The 23,493-nt window shown below is 66.7% G+C and carries 23 protein-coding genes; 13 read left to right on the forward strand and 10 right to left on the reverse strand.

Annotation, left to right across the window (positions count from 1 at the left end):
* Window positions 1–15: 15 nt before the first annotated feature.
* Window positions 16–663 carry a hypothetical protein gene (locus VFV09_11305; GenBank protein ID HEU4868303.1) on the reverse strand — a complete coding sequence of 216 codons (648 nt, stop codon included), beginning with the start codon at window positions 661–663 and terminating at the stop codon, window positions 16–18.
* A gap of 47 nt (window positions 664–710) precedes the next feature.
* Between VFV09_11305 and VFV09_11310 the strand changes: the two genes are divergently transcribed.
* Window positions 711–1,187, forward strand: a complete 477-nt coding sequence (locus VFV09_11310) for a hypothetical protein (protein HEU4868304.1) — start codon at window positions 711–713, stop codon at window positions 1,185–1,187.
* Window positions 1,188–1,291: 104 nt separating this feature from the next.
* Here the strand turns inward: VFV09_11310 and VFV09_11315 are convergent, their stop codons facing one another.
* The 7 genes from VFV09_11315 to VFV09_11345 form a co-directional block, all read right to left on the reverse strand.
* Window positions 1,292–1,630 carry a P-II family nitrogen regulator gene (locus tag VFV09_11315; GenBank protein ID HEU4868305.1) on the reverse strand — a complete coding sequence of 113 codons (339 nt, stop codon included), beginning with the start codon at window positions 1,628–1,630 and terminating at the stop codon, window positions 1,292–1,294.
* An 83-nt stretch (window positions 1,631–1,713) separates the two neighbouring features.
* On the reverse strand, window positions 1,714–2,967 hold the full coding sequence (locus VFV09_11320; GenBank protein HEU4868306.1) for an ammonium transporter: 1,254 nt from the start codon (window positions 2,965–2,967) through the stop codon (window positions 1,714–1,716).
* Window positions 2,968–3,109: 142 nt separating this feature from the next.
* Entirely contained in the window at window positions 3,110–4,096 is a 987-nt protein-coding gene (locus VFV09_11325) for a zf-HC2 domain-containing protein (GenBank protein ID HEU4868307.1), read from the reverse strand.
* A complete protein-coding gene (locus tag VFV09_11330; protein ID HEU4868308.1) occupies window positions 4,093–4,680 on the reverse strand; it encodes a sigma-70 family RNA polymerase sigma factor in 588 nt (195 codons plus the stop codon). The genes VFV09_11325 and VFV09_11330 overlap by 4 nt, the downstream gene beginning before the upstream one ends.
* Before the next feature lie 26 nt (window positions 4,681–4,706).
* Entirely contained in the window at window positions 4,707–6,356 is a 1,650-nt protein-coding gene (locus tag VFV09_11335) for a protein kinase (GenBank protein HEU4868309.1), read from the reverse strand.
* Window positions 6,323–7,951, reverse strand: coding sequence for a murein biosynthesis integral membrane protein MurJ (gene murJ / locus VFV09_11340; protein HEU4868310.1), 1,629 nt, complete (start codon window positions 7,949–7,951; stop codon window positions 6,323–6,325). The genes VFV09_11335 and murJ overlap by 34 nt, the downstream gene beginning before the upstream one ends.
* Window positions 7,948–10,470, reverse strand: a complete 2,523-nt coding sequence (locus tag VFV09_11345) for a DUF6049 family protein (protein ID HEU4868311.1) — start codon at window positions 10,468–10,470, stop codon at window positions 7,948–7,950. The genes murJ and VFV09_11345 overlap by 4 nt, the downstream gene beginning before the upstream one ends.
* A gap of 89 nt (window positions 10,471–10,559) precedes the next feature.
* On the opposite strand from VFV09_11345, the gene VFV09_11350 reads away from it, so the two are divergent.
* Entirely contained in the window at window positions 10,560–11,996 is a 1,437-nt protein-coding gene (locus VFV09_11350; GenBank protein HEU4868312.1) for a CCA tRNA nucleotidyltransferase, read from the forward strand.
* On the forward strand, window positions 11,993–12,727 hold the full coding sequence (locus VFV09_11355) for a class I SAM-dependent methyltransferase (GenBank protein HEU4868313.1): 735 nt from the start codon (window positions 11,993–11,995) through the stop codon (window positions 12,725–12,727). Before VFV09_11350 ends, VFV09_11355 begins: the two co-directional genes overlap by 4 nt.
* On the opposite strand, the gene VFV09_11360 is transcribed toward VFV09_11355, so the two are convergent.
* Both VFV09_11360 and VFV09_11365 read right to left on the reverse strand, forming a co-directional pair.
* Window positions 12,724–13,833: an inositol-3-phosphate synthase gene (locus tag VFV09_11360; protein ID HEU4868314.1), complete on the reverse strand. Its 1,110-nt coding sequence runs from the start codon at window positions 13,831–13,833 to the stop codon at window positions 12,724–12,726. The two genes, VFV09_11355 and VFV09_11360, sit on opposite strands and share 4 nt — an antisense overlap.
* A 30-nt stretch (window positions 13,834–13,863) precedes the next feature.
* Window positions 13,864–14,409 (reverse strand): PadR family transcriptional regulator, encoded by a 546-nt coding sequence (locus VFV09_11365; GenBank protein ID HEU4868315.1) that lies wholly within the window; start codon window positions 14,407–14,409, stop codon window positions 13,864–13,866.
* Window positions 14,410–14,552: 143 nt separating this feature from the next.
* Here VFV09_11365 and VFV09_11370 point away from each other — a divergent pair, with 143 nt between their 5' ends.
* The 10 genes from VFV09_11370 to dnaB all read left to right on the forward strand — a co-directional run bounded on the left by VFV09_11370 (window position 14,553) and on the right by dnaB (window position 23,486).
* Window positions 14,553–14,957, forward strand: coding sequence for a DUF5318 family protein (locus VFV09_11370; protein HEU4868316.1), 405 nt, complete (start codon window positions 14,553–14,555; stop codon window positions 14,955–14,957).
* A gap of 155 nt (window positions 14,958–15,112) precedes the next feature.
* Window positions 15,113–15,838 carry a hypothetical protein gene (locus tag VFV09_11375; GenBank protein ID HEU4868317.1) on the forward strand — a complete coding sequence of 242 codons (726 nt, stop codon included), beginning with the start codon at window positions 15,113–15,115 and terminating at the stop codon, window positions 15,836–15,838.
* Window positions 15,838–16,980, forward strand: coding sequence for a hypothetical protein (locus VFV09_11380; protein HEU4868318.1), 1,143 nt, complete (start codon window positions 15,838–15,840; stop codon window positions 16,978–16,980). The genes VFV09_11375 and VFV09_11380 overlap by 1 nt, the downstream gene beginning before the upstream one ends.
* 54 nt (window positions 16,981–17,034) lie before the next feature.
* The gene (locus tag VFV09_11385) at window positions 17,035–18,702 is read left to right on the forward strand and encodes a hypothetical protein (GenBank protein HEU4868319.1); all 1,668 of its coding nucleotides are present in this window, start codon (window positions 17,035–17,037) and stop codon (window positions 18,700–18,702) included.
* Window positions 18,699–20,036, forward strand: coding sequence for a hypothetical protein (locus tag VFV09_11390; protein HEU4868320.1), 1,338 nt, complete (start codon window positions 18,699–18,701; stop codon window positions 20,034–20,036). The genes VFV09_11385 and VFV09_11390 overlap by 4 nt, the downstream gene beginning before the upstream one ends.
* Window positions 20,037–20,245: 209 nt before the next feature.
* Entirely contained in the window at window positions 20,246–20,527 is a 282-nt protein-coding gene (rpsF, locus tag VFV09_11395; GenBank protein HEU4868321.1) for a 30S ribosomal protein S6, read from the forward strand.
* Window positions 20,528–20,558: 31 nt separating this feature from the next.
* Window positions 20,559–20,987 (forward strand): single-stranded DNA-binding protein, encoded by a 429-nt coding sequence (gene ssb / locus VFV09_11400; GenBank protein HEU4868322.1) that lies wholly within the window; start codon window positions 20,559–20,561, stop codon window positions 20,985–20,987.
* Window positions 20,962–21,258: a 30S ribosomal protein S18 gene (gene rpsR, locus VFV09_11405; GenBank protein HEU4868323.1), complete on the forward strand. Its 297-nt coding sequence runs from the start codon at window positions 20,962–20,964 to the stop codon at window positions 21,256–21,258. The genes ssb and rpsR overlap by 26 nt, the downstream gene beginning before the upstream one ends.
* Window positions 21,255–21,731: a 50S ribosomal protein L9 gene (rplI, locus tag VFV09_11410; GenBank protein HEU4868324.1), complete on the forward strand. Its 477-nt coding sequence runs from the start codon at window positions 21,255–21,257 to the stop codon at window positions 21,729–21,731. Before rpsR ends, rplI begins: the two co-directional genes overlap by 4 nt.
* Window positions 21,732–22,106: 375 nt before the next feature.
* Window positions 22,107–23,486 carry a replicative DNA helicase gene (dnaB, locus tag VFV09_11415; protein HEU4868325.1) on the forward strand — a complete coding sequence of 460 codons (1,380 nt, stop codon included), beginning with the start codon at window positions 22,107–22,109 and terminating at the stop codon, window positions 23,484–23,486.
* Window positions 23,487–23,493 lie beyond the last annotated feature (7 nt).

A 23,493-nucleotide genomic window follows, 5' to 3' on the forward strand; every position in this document is an offset into this window, starting at 1 on the left:
CGGGGGTGCCCGCCGTCAGCTGTGGGGGAGGTCCAGGACCAGGCGAAGGGGTGAGTTCAGCTGGCTGGCCTTGATGCACCGGGGAGCCTTCAGCCCAATGCCCCAAGAGAGGACGTTCTCGAAGTCGCCGGCATGCTCGAGCTCGGCGAGGACCGGGAAGTTTGGCTTGAACTCCTTGGGCCCGTTGTAGGTGACCACGGGCTCCGGACCGGACAGGTCGACGCCCGAAGCTCCCTGCATCACCAGCGAATAGAGGGCGCCGCCGCCGATCTGCACCGGGTTTCCGCTCCCGTCCTGGGTGACCTGGTCCACCTTGTTCACCGAGTACTTCGGCAGCGTGTTGGCGGGGGAGGGCGCCTTGGGCGGGGCAAACTCGAAGGTGATCCGGTCGTAGCCGGCGTGGGAGCCGACCCGCACCGCCACCAGCTTCACATCGGTGCCCTCGCCTCCTCCGGTTGCGGCGGCGCAGACCGCGGGGGAGGGGCTGGTGCCCGGGCTCGGCGAGGCCGGCGGTTGGACCGTGGGGGAGGGGCTGATCGATGGGCTGGCCGAGGGCGACCCAGTGGCGCCGACGGTCGGTGAGGGCTCGGGATCCGGGTCGCTCGCGCATGCGGCGGGCAGCAGGATCAGCAGGGCCAGGGCGAGGAGTCGAAGGGCTTTCATCTCACCGGAATATACGCCTGAGTTAGCAGAGGGGTTACCATTTTTTTATGGCAACCGAGGATGTCGATCTGGTTTGTGCAAGACACCCCCGGTCGTCGACGCTGATCAGGTGCTGCAACTGCGACACCCCCATCTGCGTGAAGTGCATGAACGAGACGCCCGTGGGCATGAAGTGCCCGGACTGCGCCCGGGTCGAATTCCGCAAATCCGGAGGCCGCCGGCAGTACGCGGCCGGCGCGGTCGGCCTCCTGACGGCTGCGGTAATCGGCTACGGGGTCTTCAGCGCCTTTGGCCGGGTGAGTTTTCTGGTTGCCATCGCACTCGGCGCGGCAACCGGCTTCGTGGTTCGGAAGGTGGGTGCCCGCCGCAGGGGACTGGGGGGTACGGCCGCCCTGGCGGCGATCTGCGGCCTGGCGCTGGCCGCGCTGGCGCTCGGAGCAGTCCCGGGCTTCCTGGCAAGCCCGATGTTCCTGGTCCCGGGCGGAGTAGCGGCCGCAGCGGCAGCCTTTCTGGCGACCCGCTAGCAGCGGAGCGCCCCTACAACACAAAGAGGTCGGGGAGGTCCTGCGTGAGTGACTTGGCTTTTGGAGCCAGTGCAGGACCTCCCCGACCTCGTAGGCCTCAGTACTTAGAGCGCGTCCGGCCCCATCTCTCCGGTGCGAATCCGGTACACCTGCTCCACCGGGAGGACGAAGATCTTTCCGTCGCCGATCTTGCCGGTCCGGGCTGCGGTCATGATCGCGTCGACCACCTGGCCCAACTGGTCGTCGTCGCAGATGACGTCGACCTTCACCTTCGGGACGAAGTCCACCTGGTACTCCGAACCCCGGTACACCTCCGTGTGGCCTCGCTGCCGACCGAAACCGCGGGTCTCGGTAACAGTCATGCCCTGGATCCCGACCACACGCAACGCTTCTTTCACTTCCTCAAGCTTGAAAGGCTTGACGATTGCGCTGACCATTTTCATCCGAGAAATCCTCCCGCTACTAGTTGAACTGTTAGGACCCTACCCCGGTCCTCCGGGGACCGGGGTAGCTGCACACCATGTGCCTAAGAGTGGATGCTCGTGCCTCCGCCCTCTGCCGTGTAGGCAGTCTCGGAGTGCTGGGACAGGTCCAGACCCATCTGCTCGTCGTCCTCGTTGACCCGGACGCCGACCAGCTTGTCGGTAACGAACAGGATCACCATGCTGGCTACGAACGAGTAGACGATCGTTGCCACCACTGCGATCAGCTGCTTCACGAACTGACCGGGGTTGCCGTAGAGGACCCCGTCCGCGCCGGCCTCGTTGACGGCGAGCGTGGCGAAGACGCCGGTCAGAAGAGCTCCGACGATTCCCCCGATGAAGTGGACGCCGACGACGTCAAGCGAGTCGTCGTAGCCGAACTTCGGCTTGAGGGCCACGAAGATGTAGCAGACCAGACCGCCGGCGAAGCCGATGATCACCGCGGCCCAGGGCTCGACGTAACCGGCAGCCGGGGTGATCGCCACCAGGCCGGCCACCGCGCCGGTTGCGGCGCCGATGGTCGTGGGGGCCTTGTGCTGGATCCACTCCGGAATCAGCCAGCCGAGCAATGCTGCCGCTGCGGCTAGATGGGTGGCGACGAAGGCGGTTCCCGCGAGGCCGTTGGCTCCGAGGGCGCTTCCGCCGTTGAATCCGAACCAACCGAACCACAGGATCGATGCTCCGAGGATCACCATGGGCACGTTGTGCGGCCGGATGGCGTCGTGCGGGTAACCCTTGCGCTTGCCCATGTAGATGATGCAGGCGAGTGCTGCAATACCGGCGTTGATGTGAACCACGGTGCCGCCGGCGAAGTCGAGGGCGGCCACACCGCCTTCGGCGAACCCGAGCCAGCCGCCACCCCACACCCAGTGGGCGACGGGGGAGTAGACCAGGATCGACCACAAGGCCAGGAACATCACGTAGCCCTTGAACTTCATCCGTTCCGCGACGGCGCCGGTGATCAGGGCCGGGGTAATGATCGCGAACATCATCTGGAAGATCATGTACACGTTGTGCGGGATGGTCGGAGCGTTGGCGAAGGGCTCGGCCCCTACGTCCTTCAAGAAGGCGAAGTCGAAGCCGCCGATGATCGATCCCACGTCGGTGCCGAAGGCGAGCGTGTAGCCGAACATCATGAACAGGACTGACACCAACCCCAGCGCGAAGAAGGATTGCATGATCGTTCCAAGTACGTTCTTGCTGCGTACGAGCCCCCCGTAAAACAGGGCTAGCCCTGGGGTCATGAACATCACCAGTGCGGCGCTGGCGAGGATCCAGGCGGTATCTCCAGTGTCCATTTCCGGCATCTTCTCCTCTCGATTCTCACGGCGGGCAGCCGAAAAGCTTCCGCGTGGGGAGGACGTTACCGGACGACTGTTTCCTGTTTGTTACGGACTACGTTGCAGGAATGTTAAGAAATCTAACGACACCGGACGCCGTCTACCGAGCCTGTGAGTACGAGCGGTAGAGCGCTTTGGAAGCGAGCTCGGGGCCGCTGAAGTCCCGGCAGTCGACCGGGCCGACCAGCCAGGTTTGCCACTGGTCGAGAGGTTCGTCGCCCGATGCATCAGGGCTCCACGCGAAAACCAGCAACCATGCCGGACGGCCCTCGAACGATGCCTCCCGGGCGACAAGTGGAATCATCGGGTAGCCCTGGGTGCTTACCACCTTACCCAGACACTCGTCGGCAGCCTGGGGGCTGAAAAGCGACGATGCGCTGTCCTGAGTGGTTGCAGTCTCCTCATCGGTCGACCCGGACCCTCGAGCCGTGGACCCTCCCCCAGTCGGGACGGGAGCCCCGGCCACCGGTGCGGGTGCTTCGGGGGCGCCGTTGCCGGCGGAATCGTCCTGCGATTCGGATCGGGCCATGGGTGCCGGCACCCCTTGCGTGGCGCCTCCAGCGGCGCCGGGGCCGGTGAAGACCTCGACCTTACTCTGGTCGGCGTCCCGGCGGGGGGCATCGCCGGCCCGGTACTGCTTCGTGCCCGCCGTCACCTCGGGCAGGGCGGCCACCGTGCGGTCGACCTCCTCTCCGGACTCAAATCTGAAGCTGGGTGCGGCTGCCTCGGACAGGGCGTCTTGCGAGGTGCCCCGTTCCCCGGGCCTGAGAAACGAGAATGCCAGTGCGGTGAAAGCGACGATCACCAGCCCACCGGCCAGAGCGAACTGGGGGAAGCTGAACCGTCGGGCTCGCGAGCCCGACGGCCTCGAGTTCAAGATGGCCTGCCTAAGGACTCGGTGTTCGTCGGCGGTCATCGTGACCGGGCCGAGTGCGGCAACCGATCCCATAGCCGAGGCCAGCCTGGCCCGGACCGCGGAGCAGTCGGCGCACGAGCCGAGGTGCTGCTCGACCGCCGCCTTTTCACTGCCGTCGAGCTCGCCGTCCAGGTAAGCGCTCAGCGACTCCGGTTCCAGGTGGTTTTTCATTCTTGCCCCGTTAGACGGCCGGGCCCGCCGCCCGGTTCCCTGTCCTCGGACATCCCGAGCAGCTCGATCAGGCGTATGCGGCCCCGGGCGATGCGGCTTTTCACCGTTCCGGCCGGCGCGCCGGTGGCTGCGGCGATCTCCTCGTAGCTCATCCCGTACAGGTCCCGCATCACGATCGGAACCCGCTGGTCCTCGGGAAGGCCCCGCAGCGCCTGCTCGACGATCAGCCGGTTGTCGGCCTCCCGTTCGGTCCCGGTCAGCTGGGTGGGGAGGGTTTCCATCGGGACCGGGGTGCGGGATTTCCGCCTCCCAATATCGTGACACGCGTTGGTGGTCAGCCGGTACAGCCAGGTGGTGAACGCGGATTGGTGGCGGAAGGACGAGGCCCGGCGGAACACCGTGAGAAAGACGTCCTGGGTGGCGTCGAGGGCGTCCGCCCGGTTCCCGAGTATCCGGTAGGCGAGACCGAAGATCTGGGACTCGTGCCGGGCCAGCAGCACCTCCAATGGAGCCTGGTCCCCCGTCTTGACGAAGGCGGTGACCAGCGCCTCGTCGTTTTGAAGCTCCAGATCCCGCTTGGCCATGGGCCAGATTATGAAGGGCGGGGCCCCTAGTCGGCGGCGAGCGGCTCGATCTCTCGAATTGCTACCACCCAGTTGTTGGCCGCGGTGCCCTCGCCGGAGGTCTGAACCAGCCTGGTGATCCAGATCATCCAGTAGCGGTGGGAGCCGACGGCGGTGTCGAAGGTGTGGTCGGCGCCGGCCGTCACCGAGGACCCCGGGTCGCTCCAGGTCTCCCCGTCGTCCGACACCCGGACCGAAGCCTGCCAGCCGCCCGTGACCGATGTGACCTTGATGCCGGACAGCTCCCGGGCGCTGCCGAGGTCGAAGTAGATGCCTACGCCGTCTTTTAGACCTCCGAAGTTCGCCCGGCTGTACGAAGACGTTGCCCAGGAGGTGTCGGGGTCCCCGTCGACCGCCTGGGGGAGCCGGCGTGCGGTCTCCTCACCGTCGCCCGGGGGTGGGTCGTATGCAAGGACCCGGGAGATCTCGAGCGGCTGAGCCTGCTCCTGTTCCTGGGGAGCGACCACGTTGCCGATCCCGGTTCGAAGGGAGGGGATCGAGAAGACGATTGCCGCCGCCGCCGCAATGACCAGGACGGTAGGAAGCAGCCACCGGCCCTCGGTCCGGAGGAACGAGTCGCCCTTGGCCCGGTGGGCCGGTGTCCGCGGTACATCGCTCAGCTCCTGCGGAGCGGGAGCCGGTGCCGGACGCGCGGCGCCGGTCAGCTGGGTTTCGCCTCCGCCGCCGCCGGCGGCCGGCGGGGAAGGGCGGGCCTTCCGGGTCCGTGGAGGCGCGGGAGCGGGAGCAGCCGGGGGAGCGGCCCGGCTCCCAGCCAGGGGCCTTAGCGCCCTCTCCAGGGCGCGGGCGGTCTGGAACCGGGCGGCGGGGTTGCGCTGCAGGGAACCGATGATGGCCATGTCCAGGTCGTCGGGCACTTCGGGGCGGAGATCTTTGGGGCTGGGCGTGGGAGGACGCTCCTCCCCCGGCGGGAGCTTGGCGGCGGCGGCCCGCGAGGCCGCGCTGGGGGTCATCCCGACCAGGCACTCGTAGAGGATCACGGCCAGGGCGTACAGGTCGGAGCGGGCGTCCGCCTCGGCCCCGCTTGCGAGCTCGGGGGCGGCGTAGTCGCTCGAGCTGAAGGTGCCGTCCGGGTCGGTCAGGCGCGGGTTGGCCAGCGCCGCCTTTGCGATAGCAAAGTCCGACACCTTGACGTGGCCTCCCTCGGTGAACAGCACGTTCTCGGGGCGGATGTTGCCGTGGACGATGCCCACCTTGTGGGCGTGCCCCAGGGCGGCGCAGGCGTCGGCCCCGATCTGGGCGACCACGTCCGGTTCCAGGGGCCCGCTGTTCAGGCGGTCGCGCAGGCTCCCGCCGCCGAGGTACTCCATGACGATGAAGGGGGCCTCGTCGTGTTCACCGGTGTCGAAGACCGAGACGATGTTGGAGTGGGTCAGCCGTGCCGCCGCCACCGCCTCCTTGCGGAAAAGACGTTTGATCGCCGGGTCGCTCACCAGGTGCGGCCTGAGGATCTTCGCCGCCACCGGACGGCCAAGGACCTCGTCCTCGCAACGCCAGAAGTCGGCCAGACCCCCGCGGGCGATCTTGGATGTCAGCAGGTAGCGCCCGGCCAGCTTGACCTCGGAGGCGCCGCCTTCAGGTGGGTTCAGCGGCGCCGCTTGACGATTGTCGAGATCCACCGCATTTCCTCCAGACTCAATGCCTTGCTGAGTCCAGCGTAGAGCAAAAGCCCGGCGGTAGTGGCAGCTAATACCTGCAGGAGAAGGCCCGTTACCGAGGAGCCGTCGACCACCGAAGCGGCCCCCTGGGCGGCCAGCCATGCGCCTGCGCCGGTGATAGCAGAGGCGACGACCATCTTCGCCAGGGCGGAAAAGTAGCCGTCGGTGGGGCGCGCGCCGATCTTGCCGGAGATCGCTCTCAGCGCCAGCCCCGAGGCGACCACGTAGGAGGTTGCGTGCCCGGCAGCCAGGCCGGCGATCTGCATCCGAGGGTCGTCGACCAGTGCGACGACCGCCAGGTTGAAGCCCACGTTAACGGCAAAGCCGGCGATGTTGACGAGCATCGGCGTCTTGGTGTCGCCCAGGGCGTAGAAGCCCCGAAGAAGTACGTAGAAGGTGGAGAAGAAAAATATGCCCGGGGCCCACACCCTGAGCACCGTGGAAACCATCTCGGTGGACGCCTCGGTCGTCACTCCGTGCTCCAGCAGGAGGGCGACTATCTGCGGGGCGATTGCGATGTAGCCGGCAACCGCAGGAAGCACAAAGTAGGCCACCCCACGAAGGCCCCGGGCGAGCTCTTTGGCGAAGTCGTCGTAGTTGCCGGCGACGGCCTTCTCGGTCATAGCCGGGAAGATCGCAGTCGCGATCGAAACCGCGAGCAGTCCGTGAGGCAGTTGGAAGAAGACGAAGGCGTACTGGTACGAGGCGACCCCGCCGGTGACCCGTCCGGCGAGGATCAGGGCGACCCAAAGGCCGAGCATGTTGGTGGCGACGTAGCCGACCATGAAGCTGGACATCTTGAGCAGCCGGCCGAACCGGGGATCTTTCAAACCGTCCCTGCGCCCGAGGTTCAGGCCCATCCTGCGCAGGAAGAAGAAGGGGAGGATGCCCTGGATCGCAACTCCCGCCGTGGTCCCCAGGCCGAGGATCAGGATCCCTTTGGTCGGGACCATGTCCGGGGTGCGGAGGGTTTCCGGGATCGAGGCGGCAAACCACAAAAGGCTGGCGGTGACCGCCAGGTTGTTGAGCGCCGGGACGAACATCGGTATCCCGAACCGCCGGTGGGCGTTCAGCACGCCGGTTGAGATGTAAGAGAGCCCGTAGAACAGGATCTGGGGCACGAACAGCTGCAGGAGCATCGTGCCGAGCGCCTGCTGGGCCGCCCGGCCGCCACCCTCGACTCCGATTGTGTAGAGCCGGAAGATCGCCGGTGAGGCCAGCACCATCAGGGCCCCGATGGCTGCGAGCAGGAGCATTGTGGCTTTGGTAACCCGCCGGATGAACCTCCAGGCCTCCTCCTGGCCGTCCTTGGCCTTGACCTCTATGTAGGTGCGGAGCAGCACCGACGACAGGACCCCGCCGATGATCAGCTCGAGGATCATGTTCGGGGTGGTGTTCGCCAGGTTGTAGGTGTCGGCAAGCCGGCTTTCGGTGACGCCGAGGGCGTAGGTGGTGGCGCCCAGCCGGAGCAGGCCTGTGGCCCGGCTTGCGGCGGTCCCGAGCGTGGCGATTGCTGCGCCCCGGCCGGTCGCTTCGACGTTCGTGCTTTCGCTCACCCGGATTCCGGGGGCTGCTCGGAGCCCTCAGTTGGGACGGTTACGGCGATCGGGGCGACCCCGGGTTCCTCCGGCTCGGGAGCGGCGCCGACCGGCTCGTCCGGCTCAAAAGCTACCGGGACCGGCTCGACCGGCTCAAAGGGGACCGAGAGCGGGTCCTCCGGCTCGAAACCCACCGGGACCGGTTCGTCCGGCTCAAAGGGTACCGAGAGTGGGTCCTCCGGCTCGAAACCCACCGGGACCGGCTCGTCCGGCTCAAAGGGTACCGATTCATCTTCGTCCGCCTCGAAGGCTACGGGTGCCGGCTCGTCCGGGTCCAATGCTACGGGGGTGAGTTCGGCTTCTTCATCGACCCCTGCGCCGGGCTCGCCGGGTTCTTCGGTCGAAGCCTCGGCGCCCGGACTGCGCGGGAGCCGCCGGCGCAGCCACCCGACGAACCACCAGCCGACCATGAAGATCCCGGCGGCGGCGGTGATCCACAAGGCCACCACGTTGTACGCCGTCGAGCGGATGGTCAGCTGGCTGTCGGAGATGAGCGTCCCTTCCGGGGTGAACAGCCGGACGTTCAGCGGGAAGGTCCCGGAAGCCTGGGTGATCGCACGAACCCGGATTGTCTGGTTCGGGGGCTGCAGCTTGGAGATTGTTATCCGGTTGCCATCGGGGAACCGCAGCTTGTCCGAGTCGACACGCAGCACCACGTCCACCGGGTACCCGAGCCCGGAACCCACCGACAGCGGGATGACCCCGGTCCTAGAGGTGAGAGTGATCGTCTGTGGCGAGGGGGCGTGCAGCTTGCGCATCTCCGAATTGATCGACGGTGGGATCGACTCGGCGAACGAGACGCCCCGGCTGAGCTGCGCCCTGCTGGACCACCAGTCGGTGCTCTCGGCTATCAGGAGGCGCCGGGATAGAGAGCCGATCCGGGACGAGGGCGGAGCGAGCGCAGAGTACCGCTCGATTGCGCGGCGGGCCGAGGACAAAGCGGTGAAGTACGACTCGGGTGGCAGGTCCGGGCCGTTCTCCAGAACCTCATCCGAGCCGGCAAGCCTCACCTGTTCCCGGTCGGGAGGCTCCAGCTCGGCTGTGATTGCATCCGGCGTTGTCTCCCTCAGCCAGGAACCGGTTGCGACGACGTCCAGTAGCCCGGATGCGGAGCTTCCCTTGGCCTCCCAGTCGGGGGGTGCTATTGCGACGACGGCGCGGACCAGTCCCGGGGTTTCCAGGTGGATGGTCGCCGACTCAGCGGCGAAGCGCTGGCGGGCCTCGATGGTGTCCAGCTCGCCGCTGCGCCTGATCTGGTTCTCCAGCCCGGCGTCGGCAACCAGGGCCTCGGTCTCCAGCCCGGTGAGGCCTTCGGTCGCCGAGCCGGGGCCTCCCTCGAGGTTGACCGGGAGGGCCCGGGTGAACGGGTCGTCGGACGAGGTCAGCGAACGGGAGGAAATGATCAGGCTGTTGAAGTTGGAGCGGTGGAGCTGGGTGAGCGTCGGCTGGTCGAGGTCCCCGAATGTGGGCAGAAGCCACCCGTCCAGGGGCTCGGAACGCAACAGGCCGAGGGGCTCCGCCAGCAGCGCGTTGCGGCCTTCCGCCAGCTGGGTTGCCGCCAGCTGCTGGAGGCCGAACCGGTTGAAGGCCGGCAGGGAGGCGGGTGAGTAGGTGGTGGTGATTACCCGGGTGTTCGGCCGGGCGGCCAGGCTCTGCAGGCGGGCGAGCGTGGCGAACGCACTCTGCGCCCGCGGGTCCTCCGGCGGAACCTCCACGGTCCCGTCGGAGGTTGCCCGCGGATACCCGTCCGCCATGTCCTGAAGCATGCTGAGCAGCAGCCCGCTCGGCGCAAGGGTGACGGGCATGTCCGGGTGGGCCTCCAGTGCGTCCAGGATGCGGCTGAGCCTGCCGCCGTCGATGGAGCGCTCCAGGGAGTTGCTGGTGACCAGGTCCGGCCGGCTTCCGTCGGTGTACGCCGACGGCGAGTGCAGGGGGATGACCAGGCTGAGGCCGAGGGGCTTCTCCGGTGGTTCGTGAAAAAACACCATGTGGGTGTTGATCGCGTTGGAGGAGACGCGTCCCGACCGCACGATCACCCGCACCGGGTAGGCGCGGTCCTGGGTTGAGTTGCGGAACTTGGCCAGCTCGGCGAGCGGTTTGGCGATCTCGATTCGCCGGGTGGTGCGCGGCTGGATCGTGCCTTCAATCGGGATTGTGTCGACCGCCAGCGTGGTGCCGAGGCGGTTCTGGAAGGTCTGCTCCAGATGGGACCGGCTGGTGACCCCCTGGAAGATCGTCAGGGCGACCTCGAGCTCGCCGGCCGCCCGGCTTCCGTTGTTCCTGACCTCCAGGCCGACGGTGAGGGAGTCGGCCGGTCCGACCGACACCGGAAAGTCCACGAGCGTCGACTCGAGATCGGCCTCCCGGCTGGGGGAGGGTGACACCGAGGGGGTCTGGGCCCACGCGGCGGGGATGCCTGAGACGACCGTGATGAGGACGGCAACTATCGTAAGAGGCAGTGCCCGGGCGCTTAACATCCTTAGAACAGTATTCCCGATACCCAAAGGCGGGCATAGCACCGGCCGGGAATCGGCCCGCCCGGGCACTGGCACTATTCTTGCCCGGTATGGCCACGCTGACTGCAGAATCCATCCCCCCTCTTGCCCTGGACCTGGCGGGCCGCTTTCGCGACGCCGGGTTCGGCCTGTGGCTGGTCGGCGGCTGGGTGCGCGACGCAATTTTGAACCTCCAACGGCTGGAGGCTGAAGTTGATCTTCCCGGCCTCGATCTCGAAGAGGCGGACCTGGACTTTGCCACCGACGCCCGGCCGGAGGACACCCTGCGCCTGCTGAAGGGCTGGGGCGGATCGGTCCCCTGGACCTCGGGCATGGAGTTCGGGACCATCGGCGTGGAGAAGGCGGGCTCCCGGGTTGAGGTCACCACCTTCCGGAGAGAGTCCTACGACCCCGCCTCCCGGAACCCGACGGTGGAGTTCGGGGACAGCCTGGAGACCGACCTGTCCAGGAGGGACTTCACGGTCAACACCATGGCGATCGCCCTGCCCGAGGTCGAACTGGTCGACCCGTTCGACGGGATCTCCGACCTGGTGGCCAGGCGCCTCCGGACCCCCCTCGCCCCCAGGATCTCGTTCTCCGACGACCCGCTGCGGATGCTCCGGGCCTTCCGGTTCGCCTCGACCCTCGGATTCGAGATCGACGGGGAGGTCATCCGGGCGGTGGAGGAGATGCACGACCGGCTGTCGATCGTGTCCAAGGAGCGCATCCGGGACGAGTTCTGCAAACTGATGCTCGGCCCCTCGGTCAGCCGGGCGCTGGAGATGGCCACCGACGCCGGGCTGGCCGGCGAGTTCTTGCCCGAGCTGCCGGGCCTCAAGCTGGAACAGGATCCGATCCACCGCCACAAAGACGTCTTCCACCACACGCTGGCGGTGCTGGACAACGCGATCTCGGCGGAGAAGGACGGGCCCGACCTGGTGTTGCGGCTGGCGGCCCTGCTCCACGACATCGGCAAGCCCCGCACCCGCGAGATAACCCCGAAGGGGGTGACCTTCCACCACCACGAGGTCGTGGGGGCCCAGATGACCGAGGCCCGGATGAAGGAGCTGCGGTTCCCGACACGGATCATCGAGGAGGTCAAGACCCTGGTCTACCTCCACCTTCGCTTCCACACCTTTCGCCTGGGGTGGACCGACCGGGCGGTGCGCCGCTACGTGCGGGACGCCGGGCCCCTGCTGAAGACCCTCAACACGCTGGTCCGCTCCGACTGCACGACCCGCAACCCGCGCAAGGCGGCGCAGCTGGACAAGCGGATGGACGACCTGGAGGCGTGGATCGCCGAGCTCGGCACCCGCGAGGAGCTGAAGCAGCTGCGGCCGGCGCTGGACGGCAACGAGGTCATGGAGCACCTGGACCTCAAACCGAGCCGCACCGTCGGCGAGGCACTGGACTTCCTCATGGAGGTGCGCCTGGACGAGGGGGAGATTCCAAAAGAGGAGGCCTACCGCCGGCTGGATGCCTGGTACGCCCAGAGGCCGAAGGCGTGAGCGGGCCGAAGCCGCCGGATAAGAACTGGTACACGACGGTTGCCGACCACCTGGGCAGCGCCTACCTGGGTTTCGAGTTCGCCCAGGGGACCGAACAGGAGGTCGACTTCCTCTACAACGCGCTCAGCCTCACGCCGGGCGCCCGCCTGCTGGACGTGGGCACCGGCCCGGGCCGGCATGCGGTGGAGTTCGCCAAGCGGGGGGTCCAGGTGGTGGGGATCGACATCTCGTCGACGTTCCTCGGCATCGCCCGGGAGCGGGCCTCCGAGGCGGGGGCCCCGGTGTCGTTCTTCGAGATGGACGCCCTGGCGCTGCCGTTCGAGGACGAGTTCGACGTAGCGATAAGCATCTGCGAGGGGGCGTTCGGACTGGGGCTCGACGACCTCAAGATCCTGCGGGGCATGACTGCGGCGCTGAAGCCGGGCGGGCACGCGGCGGTTGCGGCGCCCAACACCTTCTACGTGCTCAACCGGGTGGGGGACCGGTCCGAGTTCGACCCGGTGACCTCACTGTTTCGCCGGACCATGAAGGACGTCCCCGGCGCGGACGGCAGCACTAAGGACCTGGCGATGTGGAGCTCGTGCTACACACCGCGCGAGCTCGAGTGGATCGCCAACGGCGCCGGACTGGACCCGGAAATCGTTAACGGCATCGCCCCGGGGGCTTTCGGGGCGGACATCCCGACCTTCGAGCACCCGGAGTTGCTGCTCCTGGCCCGCAAGCCGGCTTAGCCGGCGTTACTCTCGGCGCCTACCGCCAGCGGGACGGTGGTCTCGATGAACTCGGCCACCCTCTGGCGGGCGATGTCGTCGGAGTACTGCTCGGGCGGCGACTTCATGAAGTAGCTGCTGGGGCCGAGCAGCGGTCCCCCGATTCCGGCGTCCTGGGCAACCCTCAGACAACGGATGGCGTCGATCACGATGCCGGCCGAGTTGGGGGAGTCCCAGACCTCGAGCTTCAGGTCGACCGAGATCGGAACGTCTCCGAACTCCCGGCCTTCGAGTCGGATGTGGGCCCACTTGCGGTCGTTGAGCCACGGCACGTGGTCCGACGGACCGATGTGGACGTCGTCCGGCTGCAGCTCCCGGGCAAGCTGGGACTGGACCGACTGGGTCTTGGACTTCTTCTTCGACACCAGGCGGGTGCGCTCCAGCATGTTCATGAAGTCCATGTTGCCGCCGAAGTTGAGCTGGTAGGTGTGGTCGATCTTGACCCCGCGGTCCTCGAACAGGCGGGCGAGCATCCGGTGGATAATGGTGGCGCCGACCTGGCTCTTGATGTCGTCGCCGATGATCGGCACTCCTGCGTCGGCAAAACGCCGGGCCCATACCGGGTCGGAAGCGATGAACACCGGCATGCAGTTGACGAAGGCGACTCCGGCCTCGAGCGCTGCCTCGGCGTAGAACCGTGCGGCCTCCTCGCTGCCAACGGGCAGGTAGTTGACCAGGACCTGGGTGTCGGTCTCCCTGAGTACCTTGACCACGTCGACCGGCTCCTCCGGGGACTCGGTGATCTTCTGCTGGTAGTAGTAGCCCAGGCTGTCGAGCGTCGGGCCCCGGGATACCGTGACGTCCAGATCGGGGACGTCGGCAAATCTGATGGTGTTATTGGGCTCGGTGAACAGTGCCTTCGACAGGTCGGCGCCCACCTTCAGTGCGTCCACGTCGAAAGCGCAGGAGAACTCCACGTCGGACACGTGGTAACGGCCGATGTTGAGGTGCATGAGTCCGGGAAGCTCGTCGGCTTCGGTGGCGCCCCGATAGAACTCGATTCCCTGCACCAATGCGGAGGCGCAGTTCCCGGCCCCGACAATCCCCACACGGATCTTGCTTGTCATCTGTATAGCTCCTTAAAAAAGCATATGGATTTAGTTGGCGGTTTTGCCTTTTAGGTTGGTTGTGATGTTGAGCTTCTCCTCAGCGATCAAGCGATCGATCCACTCGATGTCGGCCCGGGTGGTGTCGACCCGGTGCTCCATGAGGCGGTAGGTGTAATCGTCGATCTTCTCCTTGTACGACCGGAGTTTTTCCTTCAGATCCGCCACGCTGTCGGCGAGGTACGCCCGGCGGCGCTCCAGAAGGTCGACGCGGTCGCTGCACTCCATGTAACGGAAAAACGCGAAGCGGACGCCGAAGCGCGCATCGTCCACCACCGGCGTGCGTTCGCAGAGACGGCTGGTGAACAGCTCTTCGCCCTGCGGCGTGATCCGGTAGATGTTCTTGCGGCGGGTCACTTCCTCCTTCGGGTAGTAACGCTCGACCATCCCGTTCTTCTCCAGGCGGCGCACCGATGGATACAGGCTCCCGTATGACGCCTGCCAGAATTGACCGAGCTGGGCGGTGAGCTCCTTCTTGAGTTCGTACCCGTGCATCGCTCGGTCCTTCAGAAGGCCGAGAATTGCCATCTCAATCATGGGAACGTATCTCCTCGATATATCGGTCCGATATATCTAACCGCTATGTCGAGCGGGTGTCAATCAGTAGTTACCTCAAGTTCGCTCCGCAGCGACACCGTGAAATGGGCTTTGTCGCGGCCCTCGCGTACAATTGCTCAACCATGCAGGGCTTTGTCGACTACACAATCGCCAAACGGTCTGTCCTCGAGGGACTCCGTCGAGGATCCCTTGACCGGATGGACGTCTGCGACGCTCACCCCGAGCTGATCCGGGTAGCGCGCAACATCGGCCTGGACATCGAACGCCCGTGCCCGGTGTGCAAGGCGGACTCCCTGAAACAGGTCCGTTTCGTCTACGGCCAGGAGCTGGGTCACCTCTCCGGCCGGGCGGTCTACCCGAAGGACTGGGAGCTGGAGCTCAACGAGAAGTACGACGAGTTCCGCTGCTACGCGGTAGAGGTGTGCGTCGACTGTGAGTGGAACCACCTGGCCGCCTGCTATCTGATGGGCAAACGTTTCCAGGAGAAGCGCACCAGGCCCCGCCGGAAGGCAACCTCCCGGGACTGAGCCGTTCGGCCGGCCGTCCCGCCAAAAGTAGAGTGACGCCGCCCCGGTGGACTAAAGTACGGCCCATCGGATTCTTACTCGCCCCCTTCGCCACCTTCGTGCTCCTGCTGGTTTCGGCCGTTTCCTCACCGGAATGGGCCGACCGGGAGCAGTTGTTGGCCCGTGCCCGGAACAAGGCGTCGTTCGACACGCCGCAGGGCCGGGGCATCTTCGCTCTCATCCCCTTCGGCGTCTTCGTGGGCATACCGGCGGCCCTGGGCCTCATTCCGGCCAACATCATGGTTTTGATCGGCTCGCTGGTGGCTTGCATGGTGGCCCGGGCCTTTCTGTCCAACGCTTCCGAGACCGGACTGGGCGGCTGGACGCCCGCCCACGGGTGGTTCCTGGCCCTCACCTGGGCCATCCTGGCTCTACCGCTGCACGTGAACAGCATGGATCTGGTGGACGCACTGGCGGCGCAGACGGCGCTGGGCCCGTCGCCCGTGGCGTCGGGAGCGGCCGTCTCGGCTGCGATGTGGGTGGCTCTCATCGCAGGCTTGGCGGCGGCCTGCGGCTGGTCCGAGGGGCAGCTGAAGCTCGCCCGCCCGGTTAGCGAGGCGAACGACGCGATCGACTCGATCGCCCGCTGGGGGGAAAGCGCCCTGGCCGCCACCGCGGTGTCGGCTGTGGTCTGGGGCCCGTCGCTCGGGGCACTGGTGGCCGGCCCGATAACCGGGGGCAGCTTCCTGACGGCGATGATCTCCTTTTTGGTGACGATGCTGGCGGTCGGTGGGGTCTCCTACTGCCGCCGCTTCGTCGGGCACTCCGCCCAGTGGGCGTTTGCCGCCGGCTCCGGCGTGCTGGCGATGGGCGCGATGATCGTGTCGGCTTTTATAAAATGATGATCCTGTTCCCGGTGGCTGCCGCCATCACGTTCGGCACCCTGTCTTTTGCGAACCTCCGCCGGTACGCGCCGTTCTTCGGGCCGGCGCTGCTGTTCTGGGCGCTGGCGATCGGCCGAGAACCGTCCGTCGTGTTCCTGGTGATGTTCCTCATCCCGACAATCGTTCTCGGAATCGGCGTCGCCCGCCACCGGCTGGAGGCGACTCCCTTCCTGATCATGGCGCTGTCCGACATCTTCCTGGCCATCGCCTTCTCGATCTTCCAGAGCAAGACCGCGCTGTGGACCCTGCCCGAGGTGGGCGGCTGGGGTTCGGGGGCGGGGCTGGCCGCAGCCGCCGCGATCCTGCGGCTGGGAGTCGCAGCCGACGTCGACGACCCGAAGGAGGGCGGCCTTGTCTCGATCCCCTGGTGGCAGGGGGCGATGCTGGCCTACTGGGTGGGCGGCCAGGGGGCCGCGGTGCTGGTGGTCGGAGGGATCTTGTTGTGGGGAGCGGCCGCTTACAGCTCGCACTCCAACCTGGCGGCCCTCTCGCTGGCAGGAGGGGTGCTCGCAGTGGCTGCCGGGCTGGGCACCGACCTGGCCGGGGTCATCGTGCTCGGGCTTGCCGGAACTGCGCTGGTCATGGGGGAGCGGGTCGCGTCGACCTGGCTCGTGGCCATCCTGCCGTTGTCGCTGCTGACCCTGCTGACCCTGCCGACCGGGCCGCTGATGGCCCTGGCGGCCCTCGTCTTCCCGGGGGTGTGGGCCGCGATGTCCACCCGCCTCAACTCGATCAAGCCGCCCGAGGAGGGCCTGCCCTACCTGTCGGGGGCGGCCGGAATGCTGGGGCTCGCGTACATCGCCGCCCTGGCGTCGTCATTCGTGACCGGCGCAGGCGAGGTAGGGGAGGCCGGCATCCCGGTGGAGCTCATCAACTCGATTTGGCTGATCTACGGAGCCGGCATGGCGGCGATGGTCACCCTGGCCTTCGTCGGCAGCGAGCACACGCTGCGGCTGGAACCGCCCGGACACAGCCGCTACTCGAAGTCGGAGATCCTTCTGCCCAAGCTGCTGCCCCCGGTAGCGTGGTTCAGCTTCTTCGTGGCGGGCGTTGTAACCGTCCGCCTGGTGGTGGCCGGCTTCCGGACCGCCTTCCTCTAGGGGCAACCCATCTCCGACGGCCCCCAGGCAACGGCGGCCGGTTTCCGCACTGCCGTGCGATCCCCGGACCTGGGACGGCGCCCGCTCGTCCTTCTGGCACTGCTCGGCTGCGCCCTGGCGCTGGCGATGAACCCCTCCCTCGCCGCCAACCTGGACCGGGTTCCCGGCGACTCGGCCGACCGGATGTTCCAGAGCTGGCAGGTGGCGTGGAACGGGCATGCCCTGCTGACCCAACCGTTCGACTTCTTCGACTCCAACGCGTTCTGGCCGCTGGAGAACTCGGTGGCGTTCTCCGACGCGCTGCTCGGCTTCACCCCGGCCGGCGCAATCGGGTCCGGGCCGGGGGCTGCGTTGGTCCGCTATAACCTGCTGTTCCTGTTCACCTACGCCGCGGCCTTCACCGCGGCGGCGCTGCTGGCGAGGGAGCTGGGCGCCGGGTGGCCGGCGGCGATCGTCGCCGGGGCCGCCTTCGCCTTCGCCCCATGGCGCCTGGCCCACCACAACCACCTGCACGTTCTGGCGAGCGCGCCGATCCCGCTGTGCCTGTTCCTGCTGCTGCGAGGCTACCGGAGGGCCCGGCCGGGCCTGGTGTTCGCCGGGTTCGCCGCCGCCACCTGGCAGGTCAGCCTCGGGTTCACCCTAGGACTGCCCCTGGCCTACCTGCTGGGGCTGCTTGGACTGGCCTCGGGCGCGTACTGGTGGCGCGCCCGGCCCGAGGTTCCCCGGCGGCTGCTGGTAGCGACTGCAGCTGGGCTGGCGCTGCTGGTCGTCTGGTCCGGGCTGCAGGCGATGCCCTACCTGAAGGTGGTCGAGGAGCACCCGGAGGCCCGGCGGGACGAAGCCACGGTCCGCTTCTACTCCCCGCCCGCCCGCAGCTTCCTGCTGGCGCCGCCGGAGAGCGTCCTGTGGGGCGAAGCCACCGGCGCCGGGCGGGAGAAGGTCAACTGGGCGCCGGAGATGGCCCTGTTCCCCGGGGCGACGGTCCTGCTCCTGGCACTTGCCGGCCTCGTGATCCCGGTCCTCTCCCGCAGGTGGCGGGCGGGACTGGGTGTGGCCGCGGTGGGGGCTGCGGTGCTGGCCATGGGTTTCGAGTTCTTCGACGGTGCGCTCACCTACGGAATCCTGTACCGGCTGCCCGGCTGGGAGTCGATCCGAACGCCCGGCAGGCTGTTCACCCTGACCTCGCTGGCGCTGGCCCTGCTTGCCGGAGCGGGGGCGGAGGGGCTGGTCCGGGGGGCGGTGGGGAGAGCCCGCGCAGGCCGGCCGCAAGCGGCACTGGCGCTTGCCTTGCCGGCGCTGCTCACCGTGGCGCTGCTGGCCGAGGGTCTGGGGAGGCCGGCCGGGGACCTGGTCTCCCCGGAGGTGCGCCGGTTCCCCGAGGCGGGTCCGCAGCTTCACCTGCCGTCGGACGACTTCAGCGATGTCCAGTACATGTTCTGGTCGCTCGACGGGTTTCCCGAGATCGTGAACGGCTACTCGGGCTTCACGCCCCGCCTCCAGCAGGACCTGCGCCGGGAGACGGCGAACTTCCCCGACCGCGCCTCGGTCGAGAGACTGCAGGGCCTCGGGGTCCGGACGGTCGTGCTTCACACCGATCGATCGGCCGGCGGCCCGTGGGCCGGGGCAGAGGCGAAACCGGTCGACGGGCTCCCGCTCAGCCGCACCACCAACGGGAGGATGGTGGTGTTCGTGCTCGAACGTGGGAAGGGGGTCGAAAGTTGAGCGGGCAAGATCGGTGGCTGAGGCAGGCCCCGCTGGGTCTGGCTCTGGGGATGGCGGCGTTCGGCCTGGTGGCCGCCTTCGGCCTCAAGTTCCAGTGCGTAGCCAACGGATGGGGCGACGGCTACCAGTACACGCATCTCTGCTACAACGAGATCCAGGCGCTGTTCGGGGTGCGGGGCATCCAGGCGGGCCTGCTCCCTTACCGGGACACCGCGTTCGAGTACCCGGTGCTCACGGGGATGTTCATGGATGTCGCCGGGAGGATACTGCGCGGCCTGGTCGACATCGGCCTTGCACCAAACAACGACGACCGCTCCTACCTGATCGTGTCGTCGATTCTGCTCGCCCCGTTCTCGCTGGCGGTGACGCTGCTGCTGCGGCCCCGGGTTACCGCCGGCCGCCTGGCGTTGTGGGCGGTGGGCGCTCCGACCATCCTCTACACCTTCCACAACTGGGACATCCTTGCGGTCTGGGGGGCGGCTTGGGGGCTGGCGTCCTACGAGCGAAACCGGCTGGGCCTGGCGGGCGGGGCCCTGGCCGCCGGCGCCAGCGCAAAGCTCTATCCGGCGTTCCTCGCCCCGGGCGTGGTGCTTGCCCGGTGGGCGGAGAGAGATTGGCGGGGGTCGCTGAAGGTCGTCGGGGGTTTTGCTGCGGTCTATGCGCTGCTAAACGTCCCCTGGATCGTCGCCGGCGGGGGGGATCCCCACGGCCTGGCGGAACAGTTTCCCGGTGTCGACCTTCGGGACCCGGACACCAACGGCTGGCTCGGGGTCTGGCTGTTCCACGCCGAGCGCGGCCCCGACATCTGGACGATCTGGTACTGGCTCGGGGACCGGGTCGACGGCCTGCAGCTGAACCCCTGGTGGGGCGGCGACTACACCGGTTTCGTGAGCCTGACCAGCTTCGGGCTGTTCGCCTTGGGAACCGGGTTCCAGCTGGTGCGGGGCTGGATGCGGCGCGGCGAGCCGGAGGGGTTCCCGGTTGTGGCCGCCGGGCTCGGAGTTGTGGTCGCCTTTTTGATCACGTCCAAGGTCTACTCGCCCCAGTACGCCCTCTGGGCGGTGCCGATGCTGGTGATGCTCGACATCCGGGTCAGGTGGATCCTCGCCTACTTCTTCGCCGAGTTCGCGGTGCTCGTATCCGGGTTCGGGTGGTTCACCCAGTTCGACCAGCCGGACCCCGGCTGGCGGGCCCTGCTGGAGGTGGCGGTGATTGCCCGAGCCATCGTCCTGTGCGTGCTGTTCTGGCAGGCGACCAAAGCGATCCGCCTCGTGCCGGCGGCGCCGGATGAGCTCCCCGCAGGACCCCAGGAGCCGTCCGGAGCAATTAGTTAGAGATTTCTTCCCGGCCTGCCCAATCGGGTGGAGACTGATGTCATACCCCCTGCCTATAGTTGCTCTCGATGGACGCTTCAACCAGGCACTGCTACGATTTCCAACAGACACTTGTAGGAATCCCTGCCCCCAAAGCGCCGGCCTATGTTGCCGGACGCACGCCAAACGGGGCCTTCCGGTTCACCGGATGTCCAAAGGAGTAATCCAATATGCGCAACTACGAGGCTGTGGTCATCGTCGACCCGAGGCTGGAAGAAGCAGATATTCAGCAGGCGGTCGATAAGCTAACCAAGGTCATTCAGACCCGAGGTGAGATGGCCAAGATCGATCAGTGGGGCCGGCGTCGTCTGGCCTACGAGATCAACCATCTCAAGGAAGGTCACTACTTCGTTGCCTCCTTCAAGGCCGAAGCAGACCTCATCGCTGACCTCGACCGCACCATGAGAATCGGGGAGGAGTACATCCGCCACAAGATCGTGCGGGTCCCCTAGACCGAAGGGTCATCCCTTCAGGAGGTGTGCGGTGTCGAATTACGTGACGGTGGTCGGGAATCTGACCAGAGAGCCGGAGCTGAGGTACACGCCCTCGGGTGCAGCAGTCGTCAAGTTCGGTATGGCGGTCAACCGTTCCTACAACAACCGCAACGGCGACAAGGTTGAGCAGACAGACTTTTTTGACGTAACCGCATGGCGGGAGCTCGGCGAGAACGTTGCCGAGTCCCTGTCGGTGGGGAGCAGGGTGATCGTGACCGGCCGTCTCCAGCAGGATCGCTGGGAGAACGACGGCGGCGAGAAGCGATCGAAGATCTACATCGTGGCCGACGAGATTGGGCCTTCCCTGCGTTGGGCCACAGCATCCATAACGAAGACTACCCGTGGAGGCCCCGGCGACTGGCAGCAGTCGCAGGGTGCACCGGGCGAGATTGATGAGGAGGTACCAACTGGGGCGTAGAGACTCCCGGAGCTCAAACTCCGATTCCAAGGGAGCTAAAGGCGACAAGAAGGGCGGTAGGCCGCAGCGGAAGAAGGTTTGTTACTTCTGCAAGGAGAAAATCACCTACATCGACTTCAAAGATGTCGCGACAATTCGCAAGTTCGTGTCCGACCGGGGCAAGATCCGCGCCCGCCGCGTGACGGGGACCTGTGTCCGTCACCAGCATGAGGTGGCTTCGGCCATCAAAAATGCCCGAGAGGTGGCTTTGCTGCCGTACGTGGTCCGATGAAGGTCATCCTCATGCAGGACATGAGCAACCTGGGGCACAAGGGCGACGTCGTCGAGGTCAAGGACGGCTACGCACGCAACTACCTGCTGCCCAAGAGCTGCGCCTTCAAAGCCTCCAAGGGGGCGTTGAAGCAGGCCGAGACCATGCAGCGCGCCCGGGCGGCACAGGAGGCCAAGGACCGCGCCCAGTGGACGGCGCTCGCCGGCCGCATCAGCGGGGTTCGCCTGGTCACCAAGGCAACCGCAGGGGCCGAAGGCCAGCTGTTCGGATCGGTCACCACCTCGGACATCGCAGAGATGCTGACCGCCCAGCTGGGCGAGGAGATCGACCGCCGCAAGGTGATCCTTCCCGACCCCATCAAGTCGGTCGGGACGCACGTGTACAAGGTGCACCTTCACGCCGACGTCACTGCCGAGGGCAACATCGACGTCCAGGCGGACGGAGCAGCGCCCGCCTTCGACGCCGAAGCCTAAGCCGCAAACTCAATAACACCGCCTTGGCGGGCGCCTTTTCGGCGCGCCCACCCGAGGTTTTCCCTACACTCCGAGACGGCATGCGCCGCACCGTTCGTCAAGCAAAAAGTTGTTTCGCGCACTGGCGAATCCCCTCTTGACCACGCCCTGAACCCTGCGTGTATTCTGCGTCCCTCCCCAACATATTGCGATGAGAACCCTCGCATACCCAAGATGTTGTGGATAAATACGACGAAAGGTTGTGAGCATCCTGTTGAATAACGTCGACGAGTTGTGGACAACGAGCCTGGATAGCTGGGGATTGGGGCCTTTGGAATCTCGCGAAAAGTCACCCTTAGGTCATATGATTATCGAACAAATGTTCGGTAACTACTAATGGCCATACGTCTAAGCAGCCAGCCCAACAAGGCGGGCGCCGGCTCCGACTTCCCGGGGCACGTTCCGCCGTACAACCTCGAGGCCGAGGAGTCGGTGCTCGGCGCCTGCCTGCTCTCCCGGGAGGCGGTGGCCAACGTGCTGGAGGTCGTCCGGGCGGACGACTTCTACAAGCCGGCCCACAACGAGATGTTCAACGCCATGCTCGAGCTGTACGGTCGCGGGGACCCCATCGACGCGGTCACGCTCGCCGAGGAGCTCCGCCGGCGAGGGACACTCGAGTCGCTCGGCGGCAAGTCGTACATCTTCACGCTGGTCCAGACCGTGCCCACCGCCAGCTCTGCGGTCCACTACGCCCGGATCGTCGAGGAGAACGCCCTGCTGCGCCGGCTGATCGACGCCGCCCACAACATCTCCGAGATGGCGTACGGGGTGCCTGAGGACGTCGAGGGCGCCATCGACTTCTCCGAGGACCTGATCTACAAGGTCAGCCAGCGCCGGGACAACCAGGACTTCCAGCCGCTTCGGGAGCTTCTGACCGAGAACATGGAGGTGGTCGAGAAGCTCTACGAGCGGGGCTCGGCCATCACCGGGCTGCCCACCGGCTTCACCGAGCTGGACAACATCACCGCCGGCTTCCAGCCGTCCAACCTGATCGTGATCGCCGCTCGTCCCGCCATGGGCAAGTCGGCGCTGGCCGTCTCGATGGCCCAGCACGTGGCGGTCGAGCAGAACACCCCGGTCGTGATCTTCTCGCTCGAGATGAGCAAGATGGAGCTCACCCAGCGCCTGATGTGCGCCGAGGCCCGGGTCGACTCCAACCGGCTGCGCCGGGGCCAGCTGCAGGACTCGGACTGGCCGAAGCTCTCCCACGCCCTGGGACGGCTGGCCGAGGCGCCTATCTACATCGACGACACGGCCAGCGTCTCGATCATGGAGATGCGGGCCAAGTGCCGGCGCCTGAAGGCCAAACACGGCCTCGGCCTGGTGATCGTCGACTACCTGCAGCTCATGCAGCCGACCACCCGGACCCGGGGCGACAACCGGGTGCAGGAGATCGGGGACATCTCCCGGTCGCTGAAGATCCTGGCCCGCGAGCTGGAGCTGCCGGTGATCGCGGTATCCCAGCTGTCACGAAACGTCGAGCACCGTACGGACAAGCGCCCGATGCTGGCCGACCTCAGGGACTCGGGATCCATTGAGCAGGACGCCGACATCGTGATGTTCATCTACCGGGACGAGGTCTACAACCCCGACTCACCGCAGAAGGGAATCGCCGAGGTCATCGTGGCCAAGCACCGCAGCGGTCCCATCGGAAAGATCGACCTGGCGTTCCTGGCGCACTACACGAAGTTCGCGAACCTGGCCCGGAGCCTGTAGAGCGACC

The organism is Actinomycetota bacterium (assembly GCA_035759705.1).
Taxonomy (GTDB): Bacteria; Actinomycetota; CADDZG01; order JAHWKV01; family JAHWKV01; genus JAJCYE01.